This is a genomic window from Micromonospora pallida, from assembly GCF_900090325.1.
Classification (GTDB): Bacteria; Actinomycetota; Actinomycetes; order Mycobacteriales; family Micromonosporaceae; genus Micromonospora; species Micromonospora pallida.
Genome location: NZ_FMHW01000002.1, coordinates 7,072,693 through 7,085,193, shown reverse-complemented (window position 1 = coordinate 7,085,193; position 12,501 = coordinate 7,072,693). Strand labels below are relative to the sequence as shown.

The following is a 12,501-nucleotide window of genomic DNA, read 5'->3' as shown; positions in this document are numbered from 1 at the left end:
TGCCGGCGAGGGCCGGGCGGGACAGCCGGCCGGACGTGGCGGCGGTGCGGGACAGCCCCACGACGTGGCGGGTGGGCGGCTCAGTCGCGCGGCAGCACCAACTCGATCTCGGTGCCCTCACCGGGGGCGGAGGTGATCGTGGCGGTCCCGCCGAGGTCGGCCAGCCGGCCCCGGATGGACTGGGCGACGCCGAGGCGGCCCTGCGCGGCGGCCTCGTCGAGTCGGCCGGGCGGGATACCCGGGCCGGCGTCGCGCACCGAGACCCGTACCACCGTTCCCTCGTCCTCCAGCAGCACCCAGGCCCGGCCATCGGCGTGCCGGGCGACGTTGTCCAGCGCCGCCGCGACGGCGGCGGCCACCTCCCGGGCGGCGTACGCCGGCAGCGGCACGGTCGTGGCGGGGGCGGCCACCGACACCGCCGGGCCGGCGAACGGACGGATCAGGTCCCGTAGGTCCCGCCGCCCGTCCAGGGTCGGACCGTGCCCCGCCGGCACCGGAACACCCGCCGGCCCGAACCCCGGGCCCACCGACGGCCGGGGAACCACCGGCCCGCACGGCGCGCCGGAAGCCGACGCCGGACCGGCCGACGCGGAACCGGCCGACCCGGACGGCGGGCCGGCAGCGATCAGGGCGCGCAGGGCTGCTTCCTGTTCGCCGGCGAGCCGGGCGAGTTGACCGGCCTCACCGTCGAGGTGTGCCCCCCGCCGCTGCACCAGCGCGAGCACCTGGAGCACCGAGTCGTGGATGTCCCGGGCGAGCCGGTCCCGTTCCCGGGTCGCCGCCTCCAGTTCGACCGCCCGCTGGAGCCGTTCCTCGGCGGTCACCGCCAGCCGTGCCACGTGCCCGACCACCACCCCGGCGAGCAACAACAGGACCGCGCCGTTCAGCGCCGACGGGGTGATCCAGCCGCGGACCGCGAGGTCTCCGGCGCCGAGCACCAGCGCGGCCACCGCGCCGCGCCGCCGGCCGCCGGAGACCGCCCAGGCCAGCACCGGGCCACCGAGCCAGGCGACCGCGAGGGCGGGCACCCCGGCGGCGAGCGCCGCGCGGCCGACCACCCAGGGGCTGAGCAGCAGGATCCCGAGGACGACGCCGAGGTCGGCCAGGAGCAGCGGCCACCCCCGCCGGGCCGGTCGGGCGTACGCGTACGCGGTGACCACCGTCCAGCCCGCCATCGCCGCCAGCGCCGGCCCGGCGGCCAGCGGGTGGGCGTACCGATCGAGGTCGCGGAGCATGACGACGCAGACGTACCCCAGCGCGGCGACGCGGTAGACGGCGATGGCCCGCCAGAGCGGCACCTCCAGCCCGCCGGGCGGGGTCGGCATGGCCAGCAGGATGCCACATCGGCGGGAACGAACCCGTCTGGTTGGCGACGGGTTCGCATGACATACCGTGACGTAGGGTGGAAATGCCACGAACAACCTCGGGAACGCAGGGGCGGTACGGGCCATGACGAACGCCGAGCGCCCCACAGCGCGTACGGTTGTGCCCATCGAACGTTCCTTGCTGATCGCCGAAGCCTTCGACCAGGCTCAGGTGACGGAGCTGCGGCACTCCGTCACCTCCTGCGTGCATGCCGCCGGCCTGTCCGGACAACGCCTCGACGACTTCGTCCTGGCCGTGAACGAGCTGATCACCAACGCCGTCCGACACGGCGGTGGCCAGGGCTGGCTACGGCTGTGGCGGGAAGCCGCGAGCGTGCTCTGCGAGGTCTCCGACCACGGCCGGGGCATCAGCGTCCAACGCCTGCACGACCGGCAACGGCCGGCGCCGGACACCGCCGGCGGCTGGGGACTCTGGCTGGCCCGGGAACTCAGCGACACCATGCAGGTGGAGACCGGCACGGCCGGCACCACCGTACGGATCAGCGCCGTCCTGGAAGCCCCCCAGCGCGCCGGACACGGGGACTGACGGGGACCGCCCGAACCGGTACGGTGCTCCGGGTGAGCCCGGAACATGTCGCCGCCATCGATCAGGGCACCACCTCCTCCCGCTGCATCGTCTTCGACCGCTCCGGCGAGATCGTCGCCGTGGCCCAGCGTGAGCACCGGCAGGTCTTCCCCCGGCCCGGCTGGGTGGAGCACGACGCCGAGGAGATCTGGGCCAACGTGGAACGGGTCGTCCAGGAGGCACTGGCCGGCGCCGGCCTCGGCCCGGAGGGGCTCGCCGCGGTCGGCATCACCAACCAACGGGAGACGACCCTCGTCTGGGACCGCGCCACCGGCCGGCCGGTGGCCAACGCGATCGTCTGGCAGGACACCCGTACCGAGCCGATCCTGCGCGGGCTGGACGAGGAGCTGTTCCGCTCCCGCACCGGGCTGCCGCTGGCCACCTACTTCGCCGGACCGAAGCTGCGCTGGCTGCTCGACCACGTCGACGGGCTGCGGGAGCGCGCCGAGGCCGGCGAGGTGCTCTTCGGCACCATGGACAGCTGGCTGATCTGGAAGCTCACCGGCCGGCACGTCACCGACGTGACCAACGCCAGCCGGACGATGCTGATGGACCTCACCACCCTGGACTGGGCTCCGGAGCTGCTCGACGCGCTGGACGTGCCGGCCGGGATGCTGCCCGAGATCCGCTCCTCCGCCGAGGTGTACGCCACCGCCACCGGCGTGCTCGCCGGGGTGCCGGTGGCCAGCGCTCTCGGTGACCAGCAGGCCGCCCTGTTCGGGCAGACCTGCTTCCAGCCCGGCGAGGCGAAGTGCACCTACGGCACGGGCAGCTTCCTACTGCTCAACACCGGGGCGAGCCCGGTGCCGTCGAGCCATGGCCTGCTCACCACGGTCGCCTACCGGATCGGCGACCAGCCGGCGGCGTACGCGCTCGAGGGGGCGATCGCGGTCACCGGGTCACTGGTGCAGTGGCTACGGGACAACCTCGGGTTGATCTCCACCGCCGCCCAGGTCGAGGAGCTGGCCCGCAGCGTCGACGACAACGGGGGCTGCTACGTCGTCCCGGCCTTCTCCGGGCTGTTCGCGCCGCACTGGCGCAGCGACGCCCGGGGCGTCGTCGCCGGGCTGACCGGCTACATCACCAAGGGGCACCTGGCCCGGGCGGTGCTGGAGGCCTCCGCCTGGCAGACCCGGGACGTGGTGGACGCCATGAACGCCGACTCCGACGTGGCGTTGCGCCGGCTGCGGGTGGACGGCGGGATGACCGCCAACGCGCTGCTCATGCAGTTCCTCGCCGACGTGCTCGACGTGCCTGTGGTGCGTTCCCGGATCACCGAGACCACCTGCCTCGGCGCCGCGTACGCGGCCGGCCTGGCCGTCGGCTTCTGGCCGGACCTGGCCACCCTGCGCGGGCAGTGGCGGGCCGACGCGCAGTGGACGCCCGGCATGGACGCCGGCCACCGCGAGCGGGAGCTGCGCAACTGGCAGAAGGCGGTGCGACGCACCCTCGATTGGGTCGAGTGAACACCCCGGCCGACGGGCCTCACTGCCAGCGGTTGCCGGTCAGCTTCTCGTAGACGTCGACGTAGCGGGCCCGGGTCGCCTCGACCACCTCGGCCGGCACCTCGGGGGCCGGGGCCTGCTTGTTCCAGCCGCTGCCCGCCGCCCAGTCCCGGACGTACTGCTTGTCGTAGGAGAACTGGGGGCGGCCCGGCTGGTACGACTCGGCCGGCCAGAACCGCGACGAGTCGGAGGTGAGCACCTCGTCGGCGAGGACGAGGGTGCCGTCCGGCGTCCAGCCCAGCTCGATCTTGGTGTCCGCGACCAGGATGCCCCGGTCGGCGGCGATCTCCGCACCCCGGCGGTAGACGTCGACGGTGATCTGCCGCAGCCGCTCGGCGGTCTCCGGGCCGACCTTCGCCACCACCTCCTCGTAGGTGATCGGCTCGTCGTGCTCCCCGATCGGCGCCTTGGTCGACGGCGTGAAGATCGGTTCGGGCAGGATCGACGCCTCCACCAGCCCTCGGGGCAGCTCGACCCCGGACACCGCGCCGGTGCGCTCGTACTCCTTCAGGCCGCCTCCGGTCAGGTAGCCACGGGCGACGCACTCGACCGGGACCATCTCCAGCCGACGGCAGCGGATCGCCCGCCCGGCGAACTCGGCCGGCACGTCGGTGGTGGAGATGACGTGGTTCGGGACGATCTCCGTAAGCTGCTCGAACCACCAGACCGAGAGCGCGGTGAGCAGTCGCCCCTTGTCCGGGACCGGGGTGGGCAGCACCACGTCGTAGACGGAGATGCGGTCCGAGGCGACCAGGAGGAGGTCGTCTCCGTCGGCGTAGACGTCCCGTACCTTGCCGGAGTGCAGAAGTTCCACGCGGCCTAGTAGACCACGAGACGGAGCGGCCCCCGTCTCCTGTCCGTCCGCACCGCACCCCCGTGGGACCGCACCGGCCACCAGGACCCACGTCCCGACACACTGGCTTTCCGGGCCGCAGGTCCCGTCCCGCCGGACGTTGACACCTGCTGACGTCACCTGGGTGAATGGGCCGATCCCACCCGGCGCCCCAGGAGTCGACCGTGCCCGCACTCCCGTACCCGACCACCCGCCGCACCGGCGTCGACCCGGGGCGACGACGGATGCTCGCCGGTCTGCTCGGCCTGCCGGTCGTCGCGGCGGGCGGGCTGACCGGCTGCCGGGGCGAACCGGCGGCCCTGACCGAGAGCGGGCCGGTCGAGCTGTCGGTGTTCTGGTGGGGCAACGCGCGCCGCGCCCAACTGACCGAGCGGGCGCTGCGGCTCTACTCCGACCAGAACCCCCAGGTGACCTTCCGGGTCACCTGGCAGGGCCTCGACGGTTACTACGAGCGGCTCGCCACCCAGGCGGTGGGCGGCAACGTCCCGGACCTGTTCCAGATCGACGACGCCTTCCTCACCGAGTACGCCCGCCGCGACATCCTGCTGGACCTGACCGGTTACGTGGCCGACCGCCGGCTCGACCTCCGTGGTCTGCCCGCCGGGCTGGTCCGGTACGGCCAGGTCGAGCGGCGCACCATGGCGGTGGCCGCCGCGCAGAACGCGGCTGCCCTGGTCTTCAACCGGGACCTGCTGGCCCGGCTGGACCTACCGGCCCCGCGCACCGGGATGAGCTACCCGGAGTACCTCACCTGGGCGGCCGAGGTGACCCGGGCCAGCGACGGACGGGTCGCCGGCACCATGGATCCCTCCGGTGACCACCGGGCCCTCTGGCTCTGGCTGCGGTCCCGGGGCAGCGAGTTCTACCAGGGGCGCAAGCTCGGGTTCGACTCCCCCGAGCTGATCGACTGGTTCGAGCTGTGGCAGCGGGCCCGGGCCGCCCGGGCCACCCCGAGCGCGGCGCTGGTACGGCGGGCGAACAGCGGCGGGCCGGCCCGACAGCTCGTGGTCACCGGGCACACCGCCGCCTCGTTCGCCTGGTCGAACGAACTGGTCGAATTCCAGCGCCACAGCCGCGACGAACTCGGCATCGTCGGCTGCCCCGGCCCGGCGGCCGCGCAGTGGGCCCGGGCGTCGATGTACTGGGCCGGTTTCCGGGGCACCCGCCATCCGGACCTGGTGGCCGACGTGATCAATTTTCTGACCACGAACGTCGAGGCCGGCCGGGTGCTCGGTTACGACCGTGGCCTGAGCCCGCACCTCAACATCCGCAAGTTCGTGGAGCCGACCATCCGGGACGCGGCGGTCCGGGCCTCGGCGACGTTCGAACTCGGCGTCACCGACACGTTCGGTGCCGCACCCCCGCCGCCGCCCACCGGGCACGCCGATGTCAGCCACCTGCTGGTCGCCGCCGCCGAGAGCATGCAGTCCGGCCGGTCGACGATCCGGGCCGCCGCCTGGCGGTTCATGGCGCAGGCCGCCGCCGCGCTGGCCGTCTGACCATCCGGTTAGCGCAGTGGCCGGCTACCCGCCCGCCGCGCCAGCCGACTGACCGGCCGCGACCCGATCTCCCGGGCCGTCTGACCAGCCGGCGCGGCGGTACCGGGCGGGTGGGTCGCCGCCCGCCCTCACCCGGCCGAGCCTCAGCGCGGGCCGCGCCGGCCCCGCATCATGCGCACCAGCAACAGCACCACCACTGCCACCACCACGAGACAGCAGAGCAGGCCGACCAGGCCGAAACCACCGCCGCGGGAGCGCCGCCGCGCGGCCTCCACGACCAGCTCACCCGGGCCGGTGGACGCCCACGCGGCGACCGGCACGAACACGGAGAGCACCACCGCACCGAGGACGGCACCGAGCCGGCCCCACCACCTGTTCCAGGAAGACATGTCCCCATCCTCGCCGAGGCAGGCAAGAACGGCACCCCGATCGCCGCCCCGGCTGGCCCACCCTCCCCACCGGCCTCGTCCAGTTTCGGCGTGGCCGATCGCAGCCGGTGGGCGTCCGGGGGTACGCCGGCTCGGGACCCCTTCCAGGTGTGCGCGGCTCGGAGCCCCCATCCGGGGCACGCCGCTCGGGCCCGCCGGGCCGCGTGGGAAGGACACGGGGAACGGAAACAACGAGGGCCCTCGGACAGTTTCCGAGGGCCCTCGTTGCGTGGTAGCGGGGACAGGATTTGAACCTGCGACCTCTGGGTTATGAGCCCAGCGAGCTACCGAGCTGCTCCACCCCGCGTCGGTAGAACCACTCTATCGCACTCCGTCCGGCCGTATCGGGCGGGGTGCCGGACCGGGCGTTCGGCGCTGCGTTCGGTGCCGAGCCGAGCCGTTCGGTGCCGCCCGCACGGCGGCTCGGGTGCCGGACCGTGATCGGCCGGCGGCAGTACGGGCATACCGCGCCGAACGGGCGGGGGTGGGTCCGGACGTGCGACAACGGGCCGGCCCCTGTCGCAGGGGGCCGGCCCGGTCATGCTGTTCTCGTCAGGCGGAGTAGCCGCGGGTGGCGGTCCAGTCGGCGAGGGCGTCGGTGGTGATCCAGTACGAGGACTGGTCCGGGTTGGCGGAGTCGGAGATCTTCACGGTCTCGCCGCCGTCACGGTATCCCACGACGCTGATGTAGTGGCCGCCCTCGAAGGAGTGGACACCGCCTTCAGTGTCGGTGGCGGTGCCAGCGATGTTCGCCACGATGCCGTGACCGTTGTCGACGGCCTTGACGACATCCTTGCGCAGGGTGTCGGTCTGCGCGTCGTCGGCCTTGGCGCTGGAGATCTCCACCGTGCGGAAGGTGTCCTTACCCGCCTTGACGTTCAGCGCCTTGGTGATCTGGTGGGCGCTGTCGGTGCCGTTCTCGGTGGTGCCCATCTCGTGGGCCATGTCGTCCTGCGAGACGTTCTTGTCCATCGTGGTGAGCGCGTTACGCGCCGCAGCGGGACCGCAGTAGTAGAAGTTCGGCTGAGCCTCGTACCGCACCCGCAGCTCCTTACCGCCCTTGCCACCACCGTCACGGTCGTGGCCGCGGTCAGTGGTCACCGAGGCGGTCGGGGTGTGCGTGCTGGCGGGGGCGGCGAAAGCAGTGGCCGGGGCGGCCAGGGCGCCACCGACGAGAGCGGCACCAGCAGCGGTCAGAGCAGCCTTACGGATCAGCGTGGTCATGGGGGTGTCCTGCCTTTCCGTCACGGGGGATGGCACGGGCGCGGGGACGCCACACGCCGAAAAGGGGGAAAGATTCTGGGCGCCTGTCCCGGGGCCTCAGCCCGCACGGGGTGCGCCAGCCATATACAACACCCGCAGGCCGGCCGGCATTCCAGGCTCGGAAGCCGGCGTGCAGAGCATCGGCCAGCGGGCACGACGCCCCCGGGGTGCCGGCATGATGACGCCGGTCGGGGTGCTCGGGGGTGAACCCTGTACAACACCCCCACCCCCAAGCCGATTCCCGCCCCGCACCCCGCACCCGGCCCCCGGACCGGCCGTACCGCACGCCAAACACGACACCCCGGCACACACCCCCCGCCACCCCCCGCCGTGCCCCGCCGCGCCCCGTCGATCATGGAGTTGTGGTGCCATGGTTGGTGACGATTGCGAGGTTTGGGCGGTGCCCCAACTCCATGATCGACGAGGGGGCCGGGGGCCGCCCTCGAAGGAGTGGACACCGCCGTCGGTGTTCGGTGGCAGTGCCGGCGATGTTCGCCACGATGCCGCGCCGGTTGTCGACGGCCTTGACGACATCTGTGCGCAGAGTGTCGGTCTGCGCGTCGTCGGCCCTTGGCACCGGAAATCTCGGGCGAGGCGTACGAGGACAGAAAGCGGAACGGCCCTCCGGTGGTTACCGGAGGGCCGTTCCGTCGTGGTAGCGGGGACAGGATTTGAACCTGCGACCTCTGGGTTATGAGCCCAGCGAGCTACCGAGCTGCTCCACCCCGCGTCGACTCACTAACCTTAGCGCAACCCGACGCGGACCCGCAAAACGGGCCCCTCCCCGTGGTCACCGGGGCCCCTCCTCCGACCGGATCGGCAGGACGGGCCCCGGCAACCGACCGGATCAGCCGCTCGGGCTCGGTGCCGGTGAGGACGGAGCGCTGCTCGGCGCGGGCGCGGACGGACTGCCACTGGGTGCCGGGGTGGCCGGGGTGGCCGCCTGCTGTGCCTGCTGGAAGGCGTTGATCGCCTCGTCCAGGGCCTTCAGCGCCCGGCCGTACCGCTCGAAGTCACCGGAGGTCTGCGCGGCCCGGACCTCGGCGATGGCGGTCTGCACCCGCTGGGCGGCCGTGGCCAGTTCCCCGGTCAGCGGCGGAGCGTTGCCGCCGGCCGGCGGGGGCGGAGTCTCGCCTTCCCCGGCCGGCGGCGGGGTGGTGCCCGGGGCGGCCTGTTTGCCCTGCTCGACGAGCTGCTTGATGCCCTCTTCCAGGTTGTTGGCGAGCACCACGTACGAGCCGCCGTCACCGTAGGAGAGCAGCACCTTCTGCAACAGCGGGTACGCGTCCTGCTGGTTGCTCTTCACGTAGACCGGCTCGACGTAGAGCATCCCGTTACCGAAGGGCAGCGAGAGCAGGTTGCCGTACTGCACCTGGGCCTGGTTGGAGGAGAGCAGGTTGAGCTGCTGCCGGATGTTGGCGTTGTTGGTCATCTGCTGGTGCACCTGGACCGGACCGGAGACCCGGGTCTGGTCCGGCAGTTCCAGCACCTCCAGCCGGGGCTTCCCGTCGACGTACGACCCGGAGATCAGCGCGGCGAGGTTCTGTCGGCCGTTCGGGGTGACCGCCGAGGTGAGCTGGAAGCGCGGCGCGTCCTGCTCCGGAAGCTGCGTGTAGAGGTAGTACGGCGGCTGCTTCTGCCCACTGTCCGGGGCGTCCGGGACATTCGGCACCTGCCAGAAGTCCTGACCGGAGTAGAAGTCGCCCGGGTTGGTGACGTGGAACTTGGTCAGCAGGTTGCGCTGCACCTTGAACATGTCCGCCGGGTAGCGGAAGTGCGCGGCAAGCTCGGCCGGGATCTCCGACTTCGGCGTCACCAGGTCACCGCCGAACGCCTTGTTCCACGCCTTCAGCACCGGGTCGGCGTCGTCGAACTCGTAGAGCCGGACCGTGCCGTCGTACGCGTCGACGGTGGCCTTCACCGAGTTGCGGATGTAGTTGACGTTCTCCCGGGCGAGCTGGAAGGTGCCCCGTCCGGTCAGCTCGTCGGTGGTCTCCTGCTGGAGGTTGACCCGCTCGGCGTACGGGTAGGTCGCCGACGTGGTGTACGCGTCGATGATCCACTGGATCCGTCCGTCGACCACCGCCGGGTACGGGTCGCCGTCGATGGTGAGGAACGGGGCGACCTTCTCCACCCGGTCCCGGGGGTTACGCACGTAGAGCAGCTTGGAGTTGTCGTTGACCGCCTCGGAGAGGAGGAAGTTCGACTCCTGCTCCTTGATCGCGTAGAGCAGCCGGCGGCTGAACGAACCGACCTCCACCCCACCCGAGCCGGTGTAGGTGTAGTACTGCTCGCCCCCGGTGGTCGGGGTGGGCCGGTCGAACTCGGCGTGCCGGTCCTCGTCGGTGGAGCCGACGATCGCGTAGTCGTCGGCGGTCATCCGCTCGCCGTAGTAGATCCGGGGCTGCTCGGTCGGGATCTGGTCGGTCTGCGCGGAGCAGCGCTCCTGCTCCTTCTCGCCGAGGAAGCCGGAGACGAAGAACGGCTGGCCACCGCAGACCACCTGGTTGGCCGGGGCCCCGACCAGCCCGAAGCCGTGGGTGTAGACGGTGTGCCGGTTGATCCAGTTGCTCTGCTGGTCGGTCAGCTCGCCGTAGTTGATCTCGCGCATGCCGACCACGTAGTCCTGGGTCTGGCCGCCCACCGTGTACCGGTCGATGTCCAGCTTCGGGCCGAAGTCGTAGAAGCCCCGGACCTGCTGCAACTGGGTGTACGTCTCGGAGACCAACTGCGGGTCGAGCAGCCGGGCGTTCGGCACCACGGACTTGTCGGTGGCCAGGGTGGCCGGCGGGGTGAGGTTGTTCGCCCCGTACGGCGTGGCCTTGACGTCGGTCAGCCCGAACGCGTCCCGGGTGGCGTCGATGCTGCGTTGGATGTACGGGGCCTCCTTGTCCCGGGCGCTCGGCTTGACCTCGAAGGTCTGCACCGCCCAGGGGTAGATGCCGCCGATCGCCACCGCGGAGACCCCGAGCAGGGCCAACGAGATGCCCGGCCAGACCAGGTTCCGCATCACCGCGTTGGAGAAGACGATGATCGCGATGGCCACCACGATCGAGATGTAGGCGAGGATCTCCTTGGCCGGCAGCAGCGCGTTGACGTCCGCGTACCCGGCGCCGTAGAGCTTGGCGCTGTCGTTGTACTCCAGCAGCATCGCCCGCCGGTCCAGCACGTACGCGACCGCCTTGAGCAGGACGAAGACCGCGACCAGGGTGGTCAGGTGGGCACGCGCGGCGTTGGTCATCCGGTCGCCGACCCCTTGGAGGCGCACGCCGCCGAAGACGTAGTGCACGGCCAGCGCGCCGACCACGGACAGCACCACGGCGGTGAAGCCCACCCCGAGCACGTAGCGCAGGAACGGCAACTGGAAGACGTAGAAGCCGACGTCCACCCCGAACTCGGGGTCCTTCACACCGAAGTCCCCGCCGTTACGGAAGAGCAGCCACTGGCTCCACCGGCTCTGCGCCGACAGCCCGGCGAAGAGGCCCACCACGGCGCTGACGACCAGGATCCAGGTGCCGATCCGCGGCCCGAGGACCATCCGGTACCGCTCAAGGGTGGCCTGCTCGGCGGAGTGTGGCCGCAGCCCGGGGCGCAGCCGGTGGGCCAGCCACAGGTTGACGCCGATCACTGCGGCCATGCCCAGGCCCACGGCCAGGAAGAGCAGCACCCGGGTGAGCAGGACGCCGGTGAAGACCTCGGTGTAGTCGACCTCGTCGAACCAGAGCCAGTCCGTCCACGCCTGTACGCCCCAACCCAGCAGGGTGAAGAGTACGAACACCCCGATCAGGACACCGATCGTGACGCGTCCGCGTCGGCTCATCCTTGGCAGGGGGGTGCTACGCATGACCACTGTTGGGCTCCGCACGCTCGTTGTGACCGGATCCGACCAGGCCACAAGAGTACGTGGTGTTCCTGGACACCTCGGGTCAAGGTCACGCCGCTGACGGTCACGGTTCGATCGACCGACCTCCGGTCCCCCCGGCGGAAGTCAGCAGCGGGTCGGCTCGCCCCCGGCGCGCAGCGTCTCCAGGGCGGTCAGCGCCTCGTCCAGGCTGCTCACCTTCAGCAGCGGAAGCCCGGGCTGCGGGTTGGCCAGCGCCTCGGCGCAGTTCGCCGCCGGCACCAGGAACACCTTGGCCCCGGCCTCCTTGGCGCCCACCAGCTTCTGGGCAATGCCGCCGATCGGCCCGACCTGGCCCTCGTCGTCGATGGTGCCGGTGCCCGCGATGATCCGGCCGCCGGTGAGGTCGTCGGGATCCAGCTTGTCCACGATGCCCAACGCGAACATCAGCCCGGCGCTCGGCCCGCCGATGTCCCCGAGGTCGATCTCCAGAGTGAACGGGTGCGGCTGCTGCTGCTCGATCTCGATGCCGACGCGCGGCCGGCCGTCCTGCTCCCGGCTGGTCACGGTGGCCGTGCCGGCGACCCCGCCCCGGGTGTAGCCGACGGCCAGCGGCGAGCCCGCCGGACGCGCCCGGATCAGCCCGGTCAACCCGTTCGCGCTGGTGACCGGCTCGCCGTCGACCGAAGTGATCAGGTCACCGACCTGGAGCTGGCCGGCCGAGGGGCCGTCCGCGCTCACCGTCCGGACCACCACCTGGACCGGGTAGCCCAGCTTCCGCAGCGCGGCCGTCTCGGCGCTGGTCTGCGACGCGGTGAACTCCTCGGCGTTACGCTCCTCGACCTGCTTCCGGCTCTGCCCCGGCGGGTAGACCAACTCCCGGGGCACCACCGCCCGGTCCGGCGAGAACCAGCCGGCGATCGCCGACCGCAGTTTCACCGACGGCTGCACGCCGACGGTGGTCAGCCGGAGCTGTCCCGCCGAGGTGGAGGTCTCCCGGCCGTCGACCTTGATGATCTCCTCCCCGTTCTCCGTGCCGAGGGTGTCGACGGTCGGCCCGGGTCCGAGCACCACGTACGGGATCGGCGCCGCGAGCACTCCGATGCTGAGCAGGGTGGTGAGCAGAGCACCGAGCAGGACCGTGACACCGCGACGTCTCATG

General features: G+C 71.9%; 9 protein-coding genes, 2 tRNA genes and 1 pseudogene. 3 read left to right on the top strand and 9 right to left on the bottom strand.

All coding sequences use genetic code 11. The annotated features are described in order from the left end of the window. Positions 1-80: 80 nt before the first annotated feature. The gene (gene macS, locus GA0074692_RS30415; RefSeq protein WP_091650870.1) at positions 81-1,325 is read right to left on the bottom strand and encodes a MacS family sensor histidine kinase; all 1,245 of its coding nucleotides are present in this window, start codon (positions 1,323-1,325) and stop codon (positions 81-83) included. A gap of 124 nt (positions 1,326-1,449) precedes the next feature. On the opposite strand from macS, the gene GA0074692_RS30410 reads away from it, so the two are divergent. Next, positions 1,450-1,911, top strand: coding sequence for an ATP-binding protein (locus GA0074692_RS30410; protein ID WP_091650866.1), 462 nt, complete (start codon positions 1,450-1,452; stop codon positions 1,909-1,911). 32 nt (positions 1,912-1,943) lie between these two features. Beyond that, positions 1,944-3,416, top strand: a complete 1,473-nt coding sequence (gene glpK / locus GA0074692_RS30405) for a glycerol kinase GlpK (protein ID WP_091654323.1) — start codon at positions 1,944-1,946, stop codon at positions 3,414-3,416. A 19-nt stretch (positions 3,417-3,435) separates the two neighbouring features. On the opposite strand, the gene GA0074692_RS30400 is transcribed toward glpK, so the two are convergent. Beyond that, positions 3,436-4,269: a phosphoribosylaminoimidazolesuccinocarboxamide synthase gene (locus GA0074692_RS30400; RefSeq protein ID WP_091650862.1), complete on the bottom strand. Its 834-nt coding sequence runs from the start codon at positions 4,267-4,269 to the stop codon at positions 3,436-3,438. Between the two features lie 203 nt (positions 4,270-4,472). On the opposite strand from GA0074692_RS30400, the gene GA0074692_RS30395 reads away from it, so the two are divergent. Next, positions 4,473-5,807, top strand: a complete 1,335-nt coding sequence (locus GA0074692_RS30395; protein ID WP_245730522.1) for an ABC transporter substrate-binding protein — start codon at positions 4,473-4,475, stop codon at positions 5,805-5,807. 143 nt (positions 5,808-5,950) lie between these two features. On the opposite strand, the gene GA0074692_RS30390 is transcribed toward GA0074692_RS30395, so the two are convergent. The 7 genes and pseudogenes from GA0074692_RS30390 to GA0074692_RS30360 form a co-directional block, all read right to left on the bottom strand. Continuing rightward, entirely contained in the window at positions 5,951-6,196 is a 246-nt protein-coding gene (locus GA0074692_RS30390; protein ID WP_091650855.1) for a hypothetical protein, read from the bottom strand. A 269-nt stretch (positions 6,197-6,465) separates the two neighbouring features. Next, positions 6,466-6,542, bottom strand: a tRNA-Met gene (locus GA0074692_RS30385). A gap of 245 nt (positions 6,543-6,787) precedes the next feature. Continuing rightward, on the bottom strand, positions 6,788-7,459 hold the full coding sequence (locus GA0074692_RS30380; protein ID WP_091650852.1) for a C39 family peptidase: 672 nt from the start codon (positions 7,457-7,459) through the stop codon (positions 6,788-6,790). A gap of 474 nt (positions 7,460-7,933) precedes the next feature. Next, positions 7,934-8,072 (bottom strand): annotated as a pseudogene (locus GA0074692_RS36290) (C39 family peptidase); the annotation flags it as partial. A 79-nt stretch (positions 8,073-8,151) separates the two neighbouring features. After that, positions 8,152-8,228, bottom strand: a tRNA-Met gene (locus GA0074692_RS30370). A gap of 117 nt (positions 8,229-8,345) precedes the next feature. Next, positions 8,346-11,348, bottom strand: a complete 3,003-nt coding sequence (locus GA0074692_RS30365) for a UPF0182 family membrane protein (protein ID WP_176738628.1) — start codon at positions 11,346-11,348, stop codon at positions 8,346-8,348. Between the two features lie 138 nt (positions 11,349-11,486). Further along, entirely contained in the window at positions 11,487-12,500 is a 1,014-nt protein-coding gene (locus GA0074692_RS30360; protein ID WP_091650847.1) for a YlbL family protein, read from the bottom strand. Position 12,501 lies beyond the last annotated feature (1 nt).